This is a genomic window from Brevibacillus dissolubilis (assembly GCF_006170445.1).
GTDB classification, from domain to species: domain Bacteria; phylum Bacillota; class Bacilli; order Brevibacillales; family Brevibacillaceae; genus Brevibacillus_B; species Brevibacillus_B dissolubilis.
The window spans coordinates 127,381-147,388 of record NZ_VCNA01000011.1; the positions used below are offsets into that span (position 1 = coordinate 127,381).

22 protein-coding genes are annotated in these 20,008 nt (G+C 52.4%); 1 reads left to right on the forward strand and 21 read right to left on the reverse strand.

The genetic code is table 11. The features are described 5' to 3' along the window. Nucleotides 1-36: 36 nt before the first annotated feature. The 19 genes from FGI41_RS19555 to FGI41_RS19645 form a co-directional block, all read right to left on the reverse strand. Nucleotides 37-417, reverse strand: a complete 381-nt coding sequence (locus tag FGI41_RS19555) for an ACT domain-containing protein (protein ID WP_139492009.1) — start codon at nt 415-417, stop codon at nt 37-39. A gap of 150 nt (nt 418-567) precedes the next feature. Next, nucleotides 568-2,583, reverse strand: coding sequence for a cytochrome D1 domain-containing protein (locus tag FGI41_RS19560; RefSeq protein ID WP_139492010.1), 2,016 nt, complete (start codon nt 2,581-2,583; stop codon nt 568-570). A 28-nt stretch (nt 2,584-2,611) separates the two neighbouring features. Further along, nucleotides 2,612-4,666 (reverse strand): hypothetical protein, encoded by a 2,055-nt coding sequence (locus tag FGI41_RS19565; protein ID WP_255298548.1) that lies wholly within the window; start codon nt 4,664-4,666, stop codon nt 2,612-2,614. Nucleotides 4,667-4,906: 240 nt separating this feature from the next. Then, on the reverse strand, nt 4,907-5,227 hold the full coding sequence (locus FGI41_RS19570; RefSeq protein ID WP_139492012.1) for a DMT family transporter: 321 nt from the start codon (nt 5,225-5,227) through the stop codon (nt 4,907-4,909). Nucleotides 5,228-5,274: 47 nt separating this feature from the next. Beyond that, the gene (locus FGI41_RS19575) at nt 5,275-5,628 is read right to left on the reverse strand and encodes a DMT family transporter (protein WP_139492013.1); all 354 of its coding nucleotides are present in this window, start codon (nt 5,626-5,628) and stop codon (nt 5,275-5,277) included. 6 nt (nt 5,629-5,634) lie between these two features. Further along, complete coding sequence (locus FGI41_RS19580) at nt 5,635-6,228, reverse strand: TetR/AcrR family transcriptional regulator (RefSeq protein ID WP_139492014.1); 594 nt, start codon at nt 6,226-6,228, stop codon at nt 5,635-5,637. A 213-nt stretch (nt 6,229-6,441) separates the two neighbouring features. Beyond that, nucleotides 6,442-6,618 (reverse strand): cold-inducible protein YdjO-related protein, encoded by a 177-nt coding sequence (locus FGI41_RS19585; RefSeq protein ID WP_139492015.1) that lies wholly within the window; start codon nt 6,616-6,618, stop codon nt 6,442-6,444. Between the two features lie 108 nt (nt 6,619-6,726). Further along, nucleotides 6,727-7,113 carry a VOC family protein gene (locus FGI41_RS19590; RefSeq protein ID WP_139492016.1) on the reverse strand — a complete coding sequence of 129 codons (387 nt, stop codon included), beginning with the start codon at nt 7,111-7,113 and terminating at the stop codon, nt 6,727-6,729. A gap of 15 nt (nt 7,114-7,128) precedes the next feature. Then, nucleotides 7,129-7,821: an RDD family protein gene (locus FGI41_RS19595; protein ID WP_218015245.1), complete on the reverse strand. Its 693-nt coding sequence runs from the start codon at nt 7,819-7,821 to the stop codon at nt 7,129-7,131. 126 nt (nt 7,822-7,947) lie between these two features. Then, on the reverse strand, nt 7,948-8,529 hold the full coding sequence (gene clpP / locus FGI41_RS19600; RefSeq protein ID WP_139492017.1) for an ATP-dependent Clp endopeptidase proteolytic subunit ClpP: 582 nt from the start codon (nt 8,527-8,529) through the stop codon (nt 7,948-7,950). 44 nt (nt 8,530-8,573) lie between these two features. After that, on the reverse strand, nt 8,574-8,975 hold the full coding sequence (locus tag FGI41_RS19605) for a hypothetical protein (protein ID WP_139492018.1): 402 nt from the start codon (nt 8,973-8,975) through the stop codon (nt 8,574-8,576). A gap of 1 nt (nt 8,976) precedes the next feature. Continuing rightward, a complete protein-coding gene (locus FGI41_RS19610; protein WP_139492046.1) occupies nt 8,977-9,540 on the reverse strand; it encodes a winged helix-turn-helix domain-containing protein in 564 nt (187 codons plus the stop codon). Between the two features lie 252 nt (nt 9,541-9,792). After that, nucleotides 9,793-11,250: a SulP family inorganic anion transporter gene (locus FGI41_RS19615; RefSeq protein WP_139492019.1), complete on the reverse strand. Its 1,458-nt coding sequence runs from the start codon at nt 11,248-11,250 to the stop codon at nt 9,793-9,795. Between the two features lie 261 nt (nt 11,251-11,511). Next, the gene (locus tag FGI41_RS19620) at nt 11,512-13,500 is read right to left on the reverse strand and encodes an Ig-like domain-containing protein (protein WP_139492020.1); all 1,989 of its coding nucleotides are present in this window, start codon (nt 13,498-13,500) and stop codon (nt 11,512-11,514) included. Nucleotides 13,501-13,657: 157 nt separating this feature from the next. Further along, nucleotides 13,658-13,807, reverse strand: coding sequence for a 50S ribosomal protein L33 (gene rpmG, locus FGI41_RS19625; RefSeq protein WP_139492021.1), 150 nt, complete (start codon nt 13,805-13,807; stop codon nt 13,658-13,660). A 58-nt stretch (nt 13,808-13,865) separates the two neighbouring features. Beyond that, complete coding sequence (locus FGI41_RS19630) at nt 13,866-15,080, reverse strand: GTP-binding protein (RefSeq protein WP_139492022.1); 1,215 nt, start codon at nt 15,078-15,080, stop codon at nt 13,866-13,868. Between the two features lie 75 nt (nt 15,081-15,155). Then, nucleotides 15,156-15,764 carry a DUF4269 domain-containing protein gene (locus FGI41_RS19635; RefSeq protein WP_139492023.1) on the reverse strand — a complete coding sequence of 203 codons (609 nt, stop codon included), beginning with the start codon at nt 15,762-15,764 and terminating at the stop codon, nt 15,156-15,158. 21 nt (nt 15,765-15,785) lie between these two features. Further along, nucleotides 15,786-16,442, reverse strand: coding sequence for a response regulator (locus tag FGI41_RS19640; protein ID WP_139492024.1), 657 nt, complete (start codon nt 16,440-16,442; stop codon nt 15,786-15,788). Continuing rightward, nucleotides 16,439-17,287 carry a sensor histidine kinase gene (locus tag FGI41_RS19645; protein ID WP_139492025.1) on the reverse strand — a complete coding sequence of 283 codons (849 nt, stop codon included), beginning with the start codon at nt 17,285-17,287 and terminating at the stop codon, nt 16,439-16,441. Before FGI41_RS19645 ends, FGI41_RS19640 begins: the two co-directional genes overlap by 4 nt. Before the next feature lie 137 nt (nt 17,288-17,424). Here FGI41_RS19645 and FGI41_RS19650 point away from each other — a divergent pair, with 137 nt between their 5' ends. Beyond that, nucleotides 17,425-18,141 (forward strand): LysE family transporter, encoded by a 717-nt coding sequence (locus FGI41_RS19650; protein ID WP_139492026.1) that lies wholly within the window; start codon nt 17,425-17,427, stop codon nt 18,139-18,141. 348 nt (nt 18,142-18,489) lie between these two features. Here FGI41_RS19650 and FGI41_RS19655 read toward each other — a convergent pair whose 3' ends face one another. Continuing rightward, the gene (locus FGI41_RS19655) at nt 18,490-19,311 is read right to left on the reverse strand and encodes an urease accessory protein UreD (protein ID WP_139492027.1); all 822 of its coding nucleotides are present in this window, start codon (nt 19,309-19,311) and stop codon (nt 18,490-18,492) included. After that, nucleotides 19,308-19,991 carry an urease accessory protein UreG gene (gene ureG, locus FGI41_RS19660; protein WP_139492028.1) on the reverse strand — a complete coding sequence of 228 codons (684 nt, stop codon included), beginning with the start codon at nt 19,989-19,991 and terminating at the stop codon, nt 19,308-19,310. The genes FGI41_RS19655 and ureG overlap by 4 nt, the downstream gene beginning before the upstream one ends. Between the last annotated feature and the right edge of the window lie 17 nt (nt 19,992-20,008).

Consider the following 20,008-nt stretch of genomic DNA (forward strand, 5'->3'; position numbering starts at 1 on the left):
TTACCAAAAGTACCCTCATGATAATTCAGAACCTCTTTATGGGTTCAACACTTCATAGCCCGCCTGTGCCAAGACTTCGAGCGCTTTGTCGAGCGTATGTTCCTTGACGAGCAGATAATCGGTATTGTAAGTCGAGATCGCAAAAATACTGATTTGATTCTCCGCCAGCGGCTGTGTCAGTCCCGCAAGAATACCGGTCAGTGAAAAATCGAGGATGCCCTCTACCTTGACCGCTTTCCAGTTGGGTTCGACATGCTCATACTCCGCTACGTAAGATTCAGGACAGACGATGGACAGCTCATCCTCTGTGCGGGTAATGGATAAAAAACCGTCAGACTGTGAGACCCAATTGGGAATGTTGGACTCCGGCGGCAGTTTGACGACAGCATATGTGCCTCCCTGTACGCTCAGTTTCATGCAAAATCCCCCTTATCGACATAGAATTTGTCGGATTTTATACTTCCATATTATACCTTGTCTTGTCAAAAAAGAAACACTCGGTCTAATTGACTGAGTGTTTTCTTGATTTTATGGGTGAACCTGATGATTCAATCGTACGCTTAGGTGTTATTCAATCGAGTTGACATACTCCACAAGCGCTTCGATCTCGTCCTTGCTCAGCCCTTGGACATTGCCATGCTTGCCTGCTGTGTTGCGGGTCACCAGCACGTCATAGATCGTTTGGGCGCTGCCATCATGCAGGTACGGAGCTGTCGCCCAGACACCGCGCAGTGTCGGCGTATCGAAAAAGCCTGGTTTACGCGGGTTTTGGTAGTGACCGCGACCGTCGCCTTTTGGATTGCCGACATCTGCCTTGGTGCCTGTACCGACATCGTGGATGAATGCCGTGTTGGCGGTCGTCAGCTCACCTGTCTTCGCATCTACAGCCTTGGGACTGTCCGTGAAGTCGGTGTCTGTCGCGTGGCAGGTGATACAGCCTGCTTTGCCGTTGAACAGCTCTTCGCCGAGTGCTGCTTGGGCTGTAAGCTGACCGTCTGGCTGGCGGTACGGGCTTTTTGGTACGGGGAATGTATCGACGTGGTCGAGATAGGCTTCGAGCTGGTCGTACATCAGCTGCACGTCCGGCGGGAGCGGTTGGGTCGGGTCGAATTTCATCATGCCGCCCATCTCATCCTGTACCGTATGCAGATAATCCGCGAACTCATCCCGGCCTCCATCCCATGTCATCAAGCCTGTCTTGGTAGCGAGGACGTTGCTTGGTGTGTTGCGCGGCCCTTTTGGCGTCTGGAGCGTAAGTCCGTTGATCTCCCCATCGAAGTGACAGGAGGCACAGCTCATCCAGTTCTTCCCGGTGATATCTGCCGCGTATTCATCGCTGTTGGCCGAGAAAAAGATTCTCTTGCCCGCCCGGACATCGACCGGAAGCGGGTCTTCGCTGATCAGGCTGATCGCATCGCCGTCCACTTGGGGCTTTTTGTACGGGTCATTGCCGCCTGTGGCGATGGTGACGAGATCATGGCTCATCGCGTTGTGTACGTAGAGTGTCTGACCGTCTGGGGAAAGCACCATGCCTCGCGGGTTATCCCCTGGGATGCGGCGCAGCAGATGTGTCGCTTTTCCTCCGCGCTTCAGGTCGAAGGTCAGCAGATCCTCGCTCCCACCCAAGACGACGAACGCTTTGCTTGCGTCCGGCAAAAAAGCTACGTCGGCCGGGTTGGAGACGATTTCTGTTTCATTTTTGGTGTTTGTGATATTGATCTGTTGGAAAAGATGCTTGCGCTCGTCTGCCTGCTCAGCCTTCTTCGCCGTGTCCACGATCGAGACGGTCGGGAAGATGGTGGATTCGAATTGAATGTTCGTATCCACATTCGTAAGCAGATGCGGAAGCCAAAGCAGCTTGCCGTCCGGGGAAAAAGTCATGTTCTCCACCATGCCGGGGAGCCCTTGGCTGACCTTGGGATCATGGCTGGCAGGCTCCGGGGTCTCCGCGAGCGGGATCACCTTATCCACCTTGAGTGTATCGGTATTGATCGCGCTCAGGTGGCCGTGGATGTAATGGCTCACATACAGGGTTTTGCCGTCTGCGGAGATAGCCAGGCCGCGCGGTTCAGCGTCTACCTTGATCTTCTCGGTAACCTTGCGCGTCTGGGTGTCGATCACAGCGACATAACTGCCCCGATACGACGTGACATAGAGACGGCCCCCATCAGGGCTTGTGACGATGCCGAATGGCTGGAATGGCACATCGATGGTTGCAGTCATCTTTTGCTTGGACAAATCAATCACATCTACCTTGTCATCGTACATCGCGGTGACATATGCCACCTGATTGTCCGGCGAGAGCGCGATATTGCGCGGCTCTTTGCCTACTTTGATCTCGGCGGTCACTTGGCGTGTCTTGGTATCGACTACGGTGATCGTCGGCACGTCGATGTTGGCGGTAATCACCTGTGCCCCGTCGCTGGTCATCGCGATCGGACGGCTTTCTGCGGCTGTGCTGCGTGTCACCTGTGCAGGGGCGGTCGTCTCTTCGTTGGTTCCGATCTGACAGGCGGACAGAGTGAGCATCAGGCCCACTCCGATCCCCAACCATTTTCCGTACCGTTTGCCTTGAGGGTTCATCAAGGGTCATCCTTTCATTGCCGTTCGATTACTTCGCTTGCTTGATGACGACCGGAACCAATACGGGTGCAATGCCGTTCGGGCCGCCTGCCGCTTGGATCTGCGGTACCGTGTCGCCGTCGGTGTTGCCTTCTTTGGCCTTATCGGTCTTCTCCAGATACGCATCGCCTGTATCCCAGAATTCGCTGGTCTGCATCCCCTGTTCGAGGGTTGGGCCGTTGATGACATTGCGGTAGAAGCGGGTGTAGGTATCTGTCAGCTTGCCGAGTTCAAGGGAGGTGTACTTGTCTTTGTCGGCATCGGTATTGACGAGGTTGAGCATCCCGATGCGCAGGGCAGCAGAGACTGCGCCGGCTTGGAAGGAATCATAGGTGTAATCATCCACCTTGTCAGCAGTGTCGCGGAATGCGGATGCTTTTTCATCCCAGAAACGGGTAAACACGGTATCGTAGAGCTTGCGGGCTGCGTCACGGTATTTCTCATCCTTGGTCGCCAGGAACGCTGCATTGAGACCGCGGATTGCGCCGAGCTGAGCTGGGAGTGCCTTGGATTCTTCTTTTTTGCCTGTGCCGATGGTGTAGCTGTTGGCAACGAGGCCGTCTTTTTCATCAATCAGCTTGGTCATGATGAAGTCTGCTTGTTTTTTGATCATGCTAAGTGCTTTTTCACCCTCTGGCGTATGCAGACCTTCTGCCGCATCTCCGTTGGCATAGCCGAGTGGCAGACCGTCTACAGCACGTACGAAGAGACGGAGCGCTTCGATGGAGTAACCGGCTTGGAAGGTATCGACAGTGTTGCCTTGTCCGTTGGCTTCACCGGAGTGCTCTTGAACCAGTGTGCCTTCTTGGGCATTCCAGTGCATCGCTTCCATGTTGGCAAAAAGCGTATAGAGTACATCGCGGTTGAGCGAGTATGGGTCATCTGCTTTCACATCGTTGGCGGTGTCTGCATCCAAGTTGGCCGCAGGTGCGGACGGGAATGGCTTGCCGTCGAACAGTGCGAGGAAAGCAGGGTTCTTATTCGGATTAGCCGGGCGCTGGTCGGTTGTGCCGTAGAATTCAGAAGCGGCCCACATCATCAGCCATTGGTCTTGGAGCAGACTGCGCTTATCGGTGACACGCAGTTCTTTTACTGCCGGGAACTGCTCATCGCCGTTCTCGATCACCTGTACCGCATGCGGCAGATAGACGAGTCCTTTGGCTGGGTCATACTTGGTTCCTGCGGTAGCGCCGAGCTTGCCGTCCTTGGCTGAGATGAACAGGTTGTCGCGGATGAAGGAGAGCTTATTCCAGACACCTTCAGTCAGGAATACCCCCTGCAGGCCGTCTGCCGAGCTTACGCCAAGACGGATATTGGCATCACTGTCCTGTGTCGCGGATGTCGCTTCCAGCTCCTCATCCTTGTCAACCGTGTGCAGACCACCCATGAAGTCGCCGAGCCACAGTGCCTGCTTGAGGAACGTACCTCCGAGTGCAGACGGGGTCAGAGTCTTATCCATCTTGCTGCGGTCCCAGCGCAGGGTACCGTAATCTACCTGATACTTCGGAATATACTTGCCGTCTTCCCCATCAGCGAATTTGCTTGTATCCACTTTGGTAATATAATGCGGGTCACCGGACGAATACTCCAGATACGTCGGGAACATGTTTTGGAAAATTTCATCTGGAGCATACCCGACCGCATCCGCCAGCTCAAAATAACGCTTCGCCAGTGCCTCACGCCCATCACCGCTGCCCGCACGCTTCAGGTTGACCGGACCGTTGGCGAGATGCAGGCCAAGACCAGACTTCTCCACGACCTCATACAGCGCCTCTTCGGAGTATTCGTATGATTCCACCCCTGCTGTATAGTCAAAAGGTGTCGGAGAATCCAGCTTCCCCACATCCAACAGATCAAGATCAAGCCCGAGCGTCTCAGCCAGCGGCTCCCCAGACAGCTCGAACTCCGCATAGGCAAACATATTGCCCGCTGTATCGAAGGTATGATTGGTCTTCGTCACGTTATAGGCTTGTGACCCACCTTCTTTTCCCTTCTCATCACCTGAGGTGGAAGCCGGAGTCGTCTGTCCGGTACAGCCCGCCATCAGTGAAGTAGAGAGCAGGATGACGCTGAGTGGATATGCACGATATTTTTTATCAAATAAAAAAGACACGATAATGCCTCCCATTTTTTAATTCATCTAAACATATAAGCAAATGATAATGAGATTTATTCTCAATGATTTCCGCCTCTAATTATAAAGATTATGTCGACTTCTGTAAATGAAAAAAGCCAGCCCTCCAGATTTCACCTGTCAGACTGACCTTCCCCACCCTTTATTCTTTTAATGACCGGACGTCACTTTCAATCCTATGGCACCGATCATGATCATCATCAGGAATAGGACCCGCTTCCAGTCCCGCGACTCTTTGAAAAAGAGCATCCCCAGAATCACACTTCCCGCCGCTCCGATCCCAGTCCAGATCCCATACGCCGTGCCGATCGGCAGACTTAAGAGAGCAAGCGACAAGAAATAGAAGCTGCTGAACCCAGACAAGATTGCCCCTAGTGTCCATTTCTTATTTTTATAGCCGTCTGACAGCTTCAGTGAGGTGACCCCTGCCACCTCACTGAGACCTGCCAAGAACAGATACAGCCACGCCATGTTGCGATCATTCCTTCCACTGTCTATTTCCCTGGATGCTTTTTTGTTTACGATGCAGATCTCTCTTCTTTTCCGCCTTCTTCATCAGATGAGACCAGCTTCAATCCGACGATCCCGCTGATCAAGAGCAGGACGAACAGGATTTTGGCGGTGTTCGCCACTTCGCCCAGATACAGCATCCCAACCACTGCCGTCCCCACCGTACCGATCCCGGTGAATACTGCATACGCCGTCCCAATTGGAATCTGCTTCATCGCCTTGGAAAACAGATAAAAGCTAAAAACGAGCAAGGTCACCGTCACCACACTCGGCCAAAAAATCGTAAACCCCTCCGAATACTTCAACCCCATCGCCCAGACCACTTCAAGAAGCCCAGCGATCAATAGATACATCCATGGCATGCCACACTACTCCCCTTTCTTCGTCTCCCGTATCCCTTCCCAGAAAAAGCCCCAGGCCACCTGCAATCGCTTCTGGTAGGTCTCTCTGTCGTAATAATGACTCTGCGTGAACAGTCCGTCGAGCAGGCAATAATACGCCCCGAGCAGATCATCCGTATCACGCGGCTTAATCGTGCCCGCTGCGATCCCTGCCTCAAATACAGGCTTGAGAAAGCTGGACTGAACCCCTTCCATCTCCATGAACTTGGTGTGAATCGCCTGCTTCATCTCTTCCGGACTGAAGAACACCACACGCTTAAAAAACTGCATCTCATCACTCTGATATCGGCCCGAGTAAAATTCAAGGATCGCAAAAAGCTGCTCCTCCACGCTCTCCATCTGTGCAATCTCTGTTTCGGCAAACGACTGAAAGCTCTTCATCTCCGTCTGAAATGCCTCGTCGAGCAAAGTGAGGAAGAGATCGTCTTTGCTGGCAAAGTGATTATAGATAGATGGCTTCTTGATCCCCACGCCCTTGGCGATATCGGCTAATGTCGTACCTTCATAACCGTGCTGGGCAAACAGGGACAAGGCCACTGTTTTGATTTTTTCATGGTTCATCGTCGAGATTAGACCCCTTCCGCAAAACTAACTACCGTTAGTTAACTGGTTATTATCTTAACACGAACTCCCCCACTGCTCAAGGCAGAAATAAAAAAAATCACAGCCGCCATCATTAGGCAGCTGTGATTGGTGGACAGCCTGTCCTCCATTCCCAAACATGAAGCGAAGCCATCTGCTGTGTTGTTGCATCCGGCTCCGCCTTGCACTCTATTATTCTACGCGGATATTTTTCATTTCTTCAACCATTGCACTGCTGCACAGTGGGCAGACAGGCTCTTCTGCCGTAACAAATTCTTTGCGTGACCAGCAGTGACAAGCTGAACATTGCCACACCATTGTGTCCTGATACACATGCTCTTTTACGGAGCGCTTCGAATAATAGGCCATGTTGTCCTCCTATTCGTTGGATTGTTAGTCTATTCTATGCGACACAGGTTGGCAATAGTACCTGTACGTGCGAGGAATCCATCACTCTCGCAGGACAGGTCCTATGCGTCATGATCCCATAGGAGTGCAGATTTCTATATAATGCCCATCTGGGTCAGCAACATACGCGACAGTCTGTCCCCAAGGTTTAACAATTGGCTCCTTCAATACCGGAACGCCCTGCTCACGAAGCCGGTTAACGGTGCCTTCCACATCCTCGGTCACAAATCCCACTTCAAAGGTCTGGCTGCTGCCCTCGCCCTCGGGGACCTGGAGCTTGGTCGTCTCACGGGCATTCCCGCGATCAAACAGGGAAAGAATCACCGCACCTGTATCCAGTTCGATATAGGTATCGTGATCCGCTCTGACTGCCAGACCCAGCTTGTCGCGATAAAACTCCAAGGACTTTGCCACATCATGGACATATAGGATGACATATCTCATCGACAATTGCATCTGAACCGTCCCCTTTTATGGTTTGATTACGTACGTACCGGCAATCAGGTCATGCATCGCCTCTTTTTTCTCTCTCATGCCCGCCATCATAAATCCGATGCAGAGCGTGAGACCGGACAGCGCTTTGGACCAATAACGAAGAGATGCTTTGCCAAAGGTCAGACGGTTTCCAGCTCCATCAGTCACGATGAGAGCGAAGACGCGCTTGCCCACGGTTCCCTGCCACGATGAGCTTTCCATATAAGCACAGTACAGCCACGGGCCAACAAGTAAAAACAACCAGCTAAAACTCGTACTGACCTGGTTCGCCATATAATTAGGAATCATCAAGACGACACTATCAATCAATACGGCACTCACACGTACCCAAAATCCCGCGTACGAGCTATTTTCAGTAATGACATAGCCACTTGATTCTGCCGCTGGTGCAGGCTGATCAGGTGCCGGATAGAGCTCTTGCTGCTGCGGCTCAGTCGACAGTGCTTCATGAAAAGTAGCCACTTGCTGTTGGCGGGCTGCTTCGGCTAAGGCTTCTGCCGCACCGGCACGCGCAGCTTCTTGGCGCATCTTCTCCGCTTCTTCCTCGGCTCGGCGTTGTACGGCTTTTTCATGGGCCTCCTGGTCTCGTTGGGCAGCCAGATTGTTACCGCAGACGATACAATAGCTGGCATCAGGATTGGCTCCTGTCCCGCATCTGGAACAATTCATGACTCTTCCCTCTCCTTCTTCGTTCCAATCGACTATGGCAAGTGTACTGATATTTCCCGTTTTTTTCAAGTTAAATCGGCACAGAGAAAAAGCCGCAGGCGAGATGCCGTGCGGCTTGGATGAAGCTTACACCTTATCGATTACCTTGTCGATCAGACCATAGGCGAGGGCTTCTTGGGCTGACATGAAGAAGTCGCGGTCTGCATCCTTTTCGATCTTTTCATAGGGCTGACCGGTACGCTCTACGTAGATATCATAGAGGGTCTTCTTGGTCTTGAGGATATGCTCGGCGCGGATTTGGATATCGGACGCCTGACCTTGGGCACCGCCCCACGGCTGGTGGATCATGACTTCGGAGTTCGGCAGGGCGAAGCGTTTGCCTTTGGCACCGCCAACGAGCAGGATCGACCCCATGGAAGCAGCCATCCCGATGCAGATCGTAGAGACATCCGGCTTGATGAACTGCATCGTGTCATAGATGGCAAGCCCGGCGATGGTGGAGCCGCCTGGGGAATTGATGTAGAGGCTGATGTCTTTGTCAGGGTCGTCAGCAGCGAGGAACAGAAGCTGGGCTACGACTGCATTGGCCACCTGATCATCGATTGCACTGCCGACGAAGATGATGCGGTCTTTCAGCAGACGGGAGTAAATATCGTACGAACGCTCGCCACGACTGGTAGACTCAACAACCATAGGGATCAGATTCATAGGAAATGCCTCCTTCTATTTTTAGATGGGTATGAAAAGCAGGATTACGCAGCGAGAGCAAGAGCGCGGCACATCACTGTGCTGGTGAAGCGTGCCTGTGCACGGATGGTGGTGAAGCCGGATGATACCATGACCAGTTTGACCGGTTGGACAGGAGTGCCGACTGCCCATGTGACGACAGTGGTCTCTTGCATAGTAGCCCGTTGTGGGGCGGATTGGAATGGAATCACGTTGTCTGCCTGTGGTACGGGATCGGCGTCAGATGGGTTGTTCGTTGCAGGAGCGGTGGTGCCAGGCTGCTCCCATGTGATGACGGGCGTGCTCTGACGTTGGTGGGTCACTGTAGTCTGGAGCTGTTCTGCGGTCTGATTCTGTCCGCTTGGATCGTGGCCGGACTGTTGCTCCTCCTCCTGCTCCTGCCCGACTGTCTTGATCGGATTGCTCATGTTATGCCCCTCCTTGCTTGGGTTGTGGATAGACGGCAAGCATGACATTGTACGCTTCATTCGCTGATGATGACGGATCGGCAGATGGCTCTTCGCTCTGATACTTCGCGGCCAGTTGTTGGACGAGTTGGACGTATTCTTCGACGAATGCGCTGCGCTGTTCGGCGCTGGCGAGTGTGATCTGCGTATGTAGAGTGGCGCTTGGGATGACTTCGGCCTGATCGGATTGCTCCATGAGCTGCAGGGCATCCTTTTTGATCCGTTCTGCTGTGGTAATCATATGCGAGAGCGAGCCTTGGTCTTTCAATTTCTGGGTGGTCTCGGGATGAAGTCCAAGCGATTCAGCCAGGACGAACGTACGGGCAATCGCCTGATACAAGACCTCTACCAGATTACGCACCTGGCGTGTGCCGATGCGCCTGACCAGCCCCACCTTCTCCAATGCTTTGAGGTGGTAGTTAATCCGCTGAGGGGTCTGACTCATCGTGCGTCCCAATTCGGCTGCGGAGGCCGGTACGATCAGATGGGCAAGAATCTCTGCCCGCAATGGATTCAAGAGTACCATCGCCTGTTCAGGTGCTTCGACGAGGTAGGTGTCTAGTTGCTCGGATGGTGAAGACAAGTGCAGATTCACCTCCTAATAAAAGGATTGATTCACGTAAAAACATTTTATTACGTAAATCGATTGTTGTCAAACACTGGACACAAAATGGTTATTTGCCTACTCTGACAGGATAACAACAAAAAACCTCCTGCCAGCCTAGCTTACAAGCTGGGTCAGCGGGAGGTTCTTCTTTTTTTACTATGGATGTGAGTATTAGTGGCCGGATGGGACGCCGAGACCGACGCGATCCACCAGTGATTTGCTTTCTTCGTTGAGACCAATCAGTTGAACGGTCTTACCTTGGGATTGATATTTATGAACGACTTTGGAGATCGCTGTGACGGCTGAGAGGTCCCACACATGCGAATGCGAAAAGTCGATCATGACCGTATCCGGGTCACCTGCCGGATCGAACTGATCGATAAAATGCGTCATCGTGCCAAAGAACAGCTGACCAGAGACCGTGTAGACTTTGCTTGCGCCGTTGTTTTCGAGGCGGGTCGTGGTACGCATACGAGCCATTTTCCACCCGAAGATCAGGGCACTGAGGACGACACCTGCGAATACGCCCTTGGACAGGTCATGTGTTGCGACGACGATGGCTACGGTGACAACCATGACGAGGGCATCTGGACGCGGCATTTTGTTCAGTTCCATCACGGATTTCCAGTCGAATGTACCGATGGATACCATGATCATGACACCGACGAGTGCGCCCATCGGGATCTGTCTGACGACGTCACTTAGAACCAAGATCAGGAACAAGAGGAACGTACCTGCCACGAATGCGGACAGACGGCCTCGGCCTCCTGATTTGACGTTGATCACAGACTGACCGATCATCGCACAGCCTGCCATCCCACCGAAAAAGCCGGTGACGATGTTGGCGATGCCCTGACCTTTCACTTCGCGGTTCTTCGAGCTTTTGGTATCTGTCATCTCATCAACAATGGTTGCGGTCAACAGAGACTCCAAGATACCAACAATCGCCAAGGCGAAGGAATACGGAAGGATAATCCACAAGGTGTTAAGCGACAGCTCCACTATCGGGATATGGAACAGCGGCAATGCGCTGGTGATCTGTCCCATATCGCCTACGGTGCGGACATCCAGTCCCATCGTAATCGACAGAACCGTCATCACGATGATCGCAACGAGCGGCGATGGGACTGCTTTGGTCAGACGCGGCAACAGATAGATAATCGCCAGTGATCCCGCCACCATCGCATACATGATCCAAGACGCCCCGACAAAATGAGGCAGCTGCGCCATAAAAATCAGAATCGCCAGTGCGTTGACGAACCCAATCATGACCGAATGAGGCACGAAGGTGATGAAGCGCCCTACCCGCAGGATGCCTAATCCGTATTGAATGATTCCGGTCAACACGGTAGCTGCAAACAGATACTCAATCCCATGCTCCTTCACCAAGGTCACCATCAAAAGTGCCATCGCCCCTGTAGCCGCCGAAATCATACCCGGACGACCACCCACAAAGGCAATCACCACCGCGATACAAAACGACGCGTACAAGCCCACCATCGGGTCTACCCCGGCAATGATCGAAAACGCAATCGCCTCTGGAATCAGCGCAAGCGCAACCGTCATCCCGGACAGTACGTCACCACGGATGTTGGAGAACCATTCTTGTTTTATTGTAGCTAAATTCATCTCGTACCTCTCTTCCTTGTTTGGTAGACAAAACTTGACTTTCCCCTCTCAGAAAAGTCGGGCCGTTACTCACAAGGTTCAATTATACCGAGTATACGCTGTGATAGCGAATGGGGCGGTAAGGATGAGGTACGATTAGATTGTCCATATGGCGCTATTCTCTCGATCCCTCTTTTTTACGTATCTATCACACTTATCGCACACATAAAAAAAACCCGTCCCCAGATTGAAAATAGGAGACGGGTGGTATGAGTCAGAAAGTTAGTACGTGGTTGAATTGAAGTGAAGCCCAGTAGCCGTGACGGTATTGTCGGGATGAATGATGACATCTACGTGACCGACTGTGTCTCCCGGTTTGAGTGCCCCAATGGTTTCTTGAAAATTATTTATGGAGAAGAGAGCACGAGGGTCCACATTCACGGTAATTTCCGCCATGGATACCGTTGATTGCTTAAAGACTGGCCGGGAGATGCGGATGCTGTTGCCGTTGATAGACTCGACTACACCTGATTCAAAAAAGGCGATGGTATCCGCTTGCGCTGGTGTTGCGCTGTCATCCTGGGCCATGTCCATTTCAATAGCTTCCCCATAGGTGCGGTAATGATCCTTGTACGTAATCAGCCCCTTTGCGCCAATTTTCAGATCAGCAAGGGTGGCCGGTTGGCCGTTGATTTGGAATACGGTATCTTCCGGCACTTCAAAGAACCGCAGCCATTTATAGTAAGAGGAATTGTCTTCTGTAATGATGCTGGAGTTCACAAGGTCTACCGCGATCACTTTGACATTCTGTTCGGTCGTCCAGACGATCTCAGACACAACCAATTTGGTGGCGTAGAGCTTTTTATCTTTGATCACACCATCTGCTTGGAGGAATTCACTGTACGGCTTGATCTGGTCGAGGGTAATCGGAGTATCGTTGTCCATGATGATGGTCTGATCGTCCACCACAATCGTAAGCGGGTCTATGTGATACGTGTCGTACGGAATGTATTCGCGTATAGCCTCTGCCACCACAATTCCATTGGCAACGTCTACGCTTCTGATCATGCCGCCTTTTACCGTGAAGGCCGGGTCTTCTACGATGATCTTGCAGGTATCTTGATACTTACCGTCAGCAGTGGAAACCGTGATATTCGCCACACCGGTTTCCATCGACATCACATGGACGAATCTGCCAGAACCGCCCACCACGGCAACTGCTTCGTTGTCACTGGTCCATCTCAGGCTGTATTCATCTGCTCCTTCTGGCTGGATCGTGGCGTCGAGGCTGATTATTTTATTTGGTTCCATCAGTACTTCATGCTGATCAAGTGTAACACGGGTGATCGCGTTCGGGTCTTCTCCCGGATAGGCTGGAATATCGGTAAACGGACCTCGGATATGTACCATGGTAGCTTCGATTTGGTCACCCTTCAGAATCCCTTCCACATGGCGCACGGTATCACCAGGTTGAATCTCATTCAATGTATCTCCCGTGTTATCACGGGCAACCAGTGCATTCGCATTCATCACCAGCGAAGCGGTCGGCATATTCGCTGTGGCAGGGTCGTATGCCGGGTTGGTGATCTGGATCGTCTTGGCGGCTTGATCCACAGACTCGACCACACCGTTCTCGATGAAGACAATCGTGTCTGCCGGATTGGTGTTCGGACCCTCTGGCTGTGTCATATCGATGCTTTGAGCCTTCCAATAAGTGCGGTCATAGATCAAGGATTCAATACTGCCTTCTGCCCCGACTTTCAAGTCAGCAAGGGTGGCGGCTTGTCCATTGATCATCAGAGGTGTACCCGCCGGCACTGCAAAGGTAAACCAGTAGCTGTCATAGTATTGCAGAATAATACGGGAATTCACAGGGTCTACTGCCTTGACTGTACCTGTGTATGTCCCTCCGCCAATAGATTGCATCACCTGAACCTTCGTCGCATGCAGGACGTTTCCTTCCAGCACACCTGTCGCCATGTCCAATTCTTCAAACTCATGAATCTGGTCAAATGGAATCGCTTCTCCCTGACGCTCGATGATCGTCTGATCGGTGACAAGAATTTTGAGCGGGTCGGCATAATAAGGAAACTCTAATTCAGGGGAAAATTGCAGCGGAGACTCTACGATGATCGCGCCTGTATCTTTGTTCAAGCTTTTGATCATCCCCCCTGTCACTGTCGTAATTGTCTCAGCGCCTGCGGCAGTGCCGAAGGACATCAAGAGCATGGCGAAAACCAAGGCATGTACCAAATACCGTTTTGCCATCATGAAAACTCAACCCCTTTAACTTAATTAATTTAATTAACAATGTAATCATACTGTTTTTTGCTAGTTTTACAATAGATATAAAGACACAAAATATAAAAAAATCCTTTTTCAGGCATACAGCCCAAAAACGGATTCTTCTTGGTAACCAATCTTGATCTTATTTGGTTTCGCGGTGCAGCGTGTACCGCTTCAGACGGGGCGAGTATTTCCGCAGCTCCAGACGCTCTGGATTGGTGCGTTTGTTCTTGGTGGTGATGTAGTTGCGGTCACCGGTTTCGGTGCATTGCAGGGTGATGTTGACTCTCATAATGGATACCTCCTGAATTTTATTTTTTATGGGATTGAAAAAGCTGTGTCGTTCCTGATCAGCTTGAAAGCTCCGTCTCGACGATCACATTGCTCTGCGGCAACGGGTCTGGCAGACGGCTCCAGTCTTGTGTCATCTCTTCCGGGGTTAACAGACATCCATCGAGATCGCTTGTGATCTGCTCCCGGTGAAGCCCGATCCCGATGAAAACTAGCTCATTGATCCGGTCACCGTAAGTGGCATCCCATTCAGCCGCCCACTCGGATTCTTCGGCGAGGATGGCTTCCAGCTCTTCCTGTGGCAAAGCAGCCGTCCAATATCCCGCCGCACCGATCTCAATGGACGGGCCTGCCTGACTCAAGGTGATCGCTACGTCATGACGGGTAGCCAGCCAGACGAAGCCTTTGGCACGGACGACCTCCTCCGGCCATTCTTCCAGCCAGAGAGCCAGACGCTCTGGATGAAACGGGATGCGGCGACGATAGACAAACGATGAGATGCCATACTCCTCTGTCTCTGGAACATGATGATCTTTTTGCAATTCCTGCAGCCAACCCGCCGATTGGCTCGCCTGCTCGAAGTCAAACAACCCGGTGTTGAGGATGTCGCCAGGATCGATCTGCCCTCGAACGGAGCGTATCAATCTGGCCCTTGGCTGAAGCTTACGCAGGACCGCCTCCAGCTCCGCCAGATTCTCCTCTGACACCATGTCACATTTGTTGAGGATCAGCACATCGCAGAATTCGATCTGATCCACCAGTAAGTCCACCACCTCACGCACATCGTCTCCGTCTACAGCCTGCCCGCGATCCAACAGCGTCTCCCCTGAGGAAAAGTCGTGCCAAAAACGGTTGGCATCCACCACCGTCACCATCGTATCCAGTCGGCAGATACGGGACAGATCGATCCCCTGTTCTTCATCTATATAAGTGAATGTCTGGGCAACCGGAACCGGTTCACCTATGCCTGTCGATTCGATCAGTATGTAATCGTACGCGTCTTCTTGAACGAGGCGCTCCACCTCGACGAGCAGATCTTCCCGCAGGGTACAGCAGATACAGCCGTTGGACATCTCCACGACCTTTTCATCGATGCGGCTTACACCCATAGGGCCCCTCACCAATTCTGCATCAATATTGAGTTCGCTCAGATCATTGACGATGACAGCGACACGAAGCCCGATCTGATTGTGCAGGATATGGTTGAGGATCGTGGTCTTGCCAGCGCCAAGATAACCGCTGAGTACGGTGACAGGTATTCTCGAATCGTTCATTCCAGGTGACTCCTTTCTTAAATCGTAATCATTACGATTTGATGTTTAACATAATAGCCGATCGGCGTCAGGGCGTCAATCCCCTTTTCCGATCAGCATCATTAATTCCCGGTCACTGAGCCCTTCCAATTCCAGCAGGCGCAGGTACGGATCGTCTCCCCCCAGCTGAAAATAATCGACAAACGCAGGCTCTGTCTTCATCCCAGACTGCTTTCGCCGCACGATTTCAGTACGTGCCGCCTCTCCTGCCAGCTGCAAGAGCCGGGCCTCGATCAGCATATGGCGGTAGGCATTTTGCCTGATAACCGGCACTGACTGTGCAAAAATCTCGAACTCGAACCCCCCGTAGAAAAATCCGGTGACACTTGAGTGTACCACTCCAATCGGATAGCTCCGCTGTGAAAAGCCGGGCTGCTCCCCCCATGTAGATCGGAGCAGCTGTTCAAAAGCGGTAAAGTCGTCCGGTCTGACCTCGCAGATGATGTCTAAGTCGCTTCGTTCCACGTCGATTTCGATCGGAATGGTTCCCGTGAGTACAGGCATGTATGGCTCCAGAATCGTAAAAATACGGCTGTCTGCCAGCACCTGATACGCTGCGCGTTGGCGTTGATTGCCGTTTTGCAGATAGGAGATGTTGGTGTAATCCGTATGCAGATTGGTTTGATTCAGTCTGTTTCGCTTCATGATCTTCCTCACTCTCTACTTCTACTCCTGTTCCCGCTTAATCCCGTGCCGGTGCGCATAGGCAGCCAGTTGAACGCGGTTTTCCAAGTAAAGCTTCTCTAGCAGATTTTTGATATGATTCTTGACCGTATGTTCGGTGATCACCAGATGATTGGCGATCTGACGGTTGGTTTCTCCGAGTGCCACGTATTGGAGGATCTCTGTTTCACGCGGTGTCAGGATACTCGGACTGGGCTCGTCTGTTTTGGCCGAAGCGGGCCGGAACTGGTGAAACAGACGCCCTGCCATCTCACGTGATACGGTCGCGTCCTCGGTAAGCAGTGAGCGCAGGTAAGCGAGCCACTCCTTGGGCTGCATATTTTTGAGCAGGTACCCCTGTGCGCCGAATTGCACAGCTGTGAACAGATCGGCCACATCATCGGAGACACTGAGGATCACCACCTTGATCTGCGGGTAGAGATGCTTGATCCGCTTGGTCGCGTCTAATCCATTGCACCCCGGCATATTGATATCCATCAGTACGACATCAGGCTGGAAGACCTCACACAGTCTCACGCCTTCCTCCCCATTGTCCGCCTCCCCCACTACGATAAAATTCGGATCATCAGCCAGCATACTCCGGGTCGCACTCCGGGCCAGTGGATGGTCGTCGACGATCAGTACACGGTAGCTTGTCATGATTGGATTCCCTCCTTAACCTTGGATCTGGGCTTGGACTCGGTCATAGGCCCCATCTTGGCAAAGGTCAGGCTCACTTCTGTCCCCCCCTGCTCATGTGTGACAATCCCAAAAGCCGCTCCCAGCTTATCTGCCATCTCCTGCATCATCCGAATCCCGTAATGGGTCACATCGGCAGGCATGTCATCCAGACCGTTGCCATTATCGCGGATGCTTAGCCGATTCCCATCCTTCGCCTGCTCCCAGCAGATCCACACCTGTGTCGCATCAGCATGCTTGCGGATATTGTGAAATGCCTCTTGAACCAGACTGAACAGCTGCACCTCCTGTTGCGAGGAGAACAAGCCGTCTAGCCCCTCCCACTTTTTCTCTACCGAAATCCCTGTCAGCACACTCCACTCATACAGCCATTTTTCCAGCCGCAGTGTCAGTGAACCAGTCTCCTCGGGTGTGGACCGCAGATTAAAAATCGCCTGCCGCATATGATGATCAATCTCGGCCACCGCATGCTTCGACTCCGCGAGATCGCCCTGGTTTAATTTGACGTTGAGATAAAACAGCGTCTGCGCGATATGCTCATGCAGCTCACGGGCCAACCGCTCCCGTTCCTCATAGACCGCCCGTCGCGACTGTTCCTCTGTGATGCGCCGGTTCATCTCATTGATCCGGTTAAACATCCAGGTCGCAAACAGATAAGCCAACAACAACGCCAGCAGAGTAATCACAAAATTCCCCTGCTCCATCGTCAGATAAGGAAAATGCACACTATGCCGAAAAAACTCAAACCCGCCGATCACCGATGTCGGCAGAATAATCGTGATCCATTTTAACGTCCGGTATGTCATCTGCTGATATTCACCTCTTATTCCTGTTCCATTAGCAGGATTTTGCCCGGTAAAAGGCGAATCTCTGTACGTTTTATGATTATCGCGGTCATCGGACCTTTTTTGTACATCATACCAAAAAATAATGGGGTGTTAGAATGGAAGAAAGCTTGCTGGCTGTCCTGTCGGTCGGGTTTGTGCTGGGGATCAAGCACGCGATTGAGCCAGATCATATGATCGCAGTCTCCACGATTGCAGGCCACAGCAAAAATCTGTGGCGCTCGTCTTTGACCGGAGTCTTCTGGGGGATCGGGCACACCGCGACACTGTTCATCGTCGGTCTGTTGCTCATCATGATGAAAGGGGAAATCCCGGAAAAGTGGGCCATGTCGCTCGAATTCACCGTCGGCATCATGCTGGTCTACCTCGGTGTGACCAATCTGTTTGCCTTTGGCCGTAAAAAGATGCAATGGCTCGCCCACGAGCATGACGGACACGAGCATCATCATATCCAACCTGACCCATCTGATCACCAAGACATACATACCAAAACCAAATCTTCTTATCTGAAATCCGTCCTGATCGGCTTCGTCCATGGTCTGGCGGGCAGTGCCGCGATGGTGCTCTGGACGATGAGTACGGTCGCAAGCGTCTGGGAAGGCGGCTTGTACATCCTGATCTTCGGCGCAGGCACGATCCTCGGAATGCTGCTGTTCACGACCCTGCTCGGGATTCCGTTCGTCTTGACGGCGAACCGCCTGCAGTTTAACCGCCGTCTCACCCAAGCGACCGGGCTGGTCAGCGTGGTGTTCGGCGTGTATTACATGTACAATCTCGGGATTACGGAGGGGCTTTTCTCCCTTTGGATGCAGTAAAAAAGAATCTACCCTCCCGCTCAAGCCATCTATGTGAAGATGTGCTTGGGCGGGGGTGGTAGATTTTTTTTGGTGAAGCTCGGTTTTCGTTTTGTCCTGATTTTTGCGTTCGGGACCGAGTTTCTGACAATGATCGTTGGATCGCGGGACTCGGCCTGTGATTTGCTATCGTGAGCAAAAACAGGTGATGCTGTAGGAAAACATGAGTGCAACAGAAGGAAGAACAGAGGTATTACGAATGTATGTGGATCCCTTTATCTCTCTGTATGCAGTATAACGGGGGCTAGTCTTTTCTGCATGACTCTAAGGGGCTATCTACTTACCAGTCATTGTTGGCATACCTTGCTTTTACTTCCTAACTTTCAAAGCCCCCTTCCCCCGCATCTCCACACTCACCATCTCCCAACACTCCTGCATGACCTTTTCCAACTGCCACACCGACCTCCCCAACAGCCTCACAACCAGCCCATTTTTACTCAACCGGCTCACCCCCGCGTACACATCCCCCTCTTTACACGGAGCCAAGAACTCCTGCAGCAGCCGCAGATGCTCCCCACTCACCTGCTCGGACAGAACCCACAGCGTCGCCACATGCGTATACTCCCCCAACAATCCAAGCGATGTCTCCCATGACTTCGGCTCTAGCAACAGCGAATCCCACACCGCCAGCTCCCCGTCCCAATACACGGATAAGCGGCTCATCATCCTCTCATAAGCCCAGACCTCTCCATGCCCCACGCGCCCCGGAGTAATGATCTCACTCACCACAGCCTGTCCACCTGTTGCCAGATGCACTACCGTCTCCCCCTCATGCCGCGACCCCTGATAAGGCACCAACGGCTCAGGCCGATACTCCAGAAAAGCCCCCTCCCCAACATAAAACGTACTCACCTGCCTGCTGCCCGCCTCCACCTCCACAGATGGATGCAGCTTGCACGAGGACTGGTTGGTCAGGTACAGCTCCGCACCCGCCTCCAAGGTGCAGGTGATCTCCTGTTTATCCCCATTAAAAAGACCGGGCGAAGAATCCATCAAATACAGGATCAATTCTCCGTCCGGCCCTACAAAAGGCTTGGCTGTCTTCATCGGTGCCTGGTGATGGGAATGAGCGAGAAAGCTTCGTCCCCCGCTCAGACCGATCACCCCGCTCCATGAACCGTTGACTCTCATAGCGAAGGAGGTGTCATGCCTTCGTGATAGGCAGCCGAGATGAAGGCGGCAATTTCCGCTGTCCCATCGTTATCTAAGAGATTGGTAAATACATACGGCTTCTCCCCGCGCATCAGCTGAGAGTCGCGGTCCATCACCTCTAGGCTTGCGCGTACGTACGGAGCCAAATCTTTTTTGTTGATCACCAGCATATCAGAGCGCATGATACCTGGCCCGCCCTTGCGCGGGATCTTCTCCCCTTGGGCTACATCGATGATATAGATGAACAGATCGACCAGCTCCGGGCTGAAGGCAGCCGCAAGATTATCCCCGCCACTCTCGATAAAAATAATATCCAGCTCACCAAATCGTCGCTCCAGATCAGTCACCGCCTCCAGATTCATCGAGGCATCTTCACGGATTGCTGTATGCGGGCAACCACCTGTCTCTACACCGATGATTCGGTCAGCAGGCAGGACGCCAGTGCGGTTGAGGATTTCCGCATCTTCTTTGGTATAGATATCATTGGTGATTACCGCCACGCTGTAGGTTTCTTTCATCGCCCAGCACAGCTTTTCAACCAGCGCTGTTTTGCCTGAGCCGACAGGGCCGCCGATTCCGACACGCATCGGGCGTCCTCCTTGGTAACTGCGATGCTTCCATTCATGATGATGATGGTCATGACCTTGACCTTGGCACATAGGTATCTCTCCTTTTT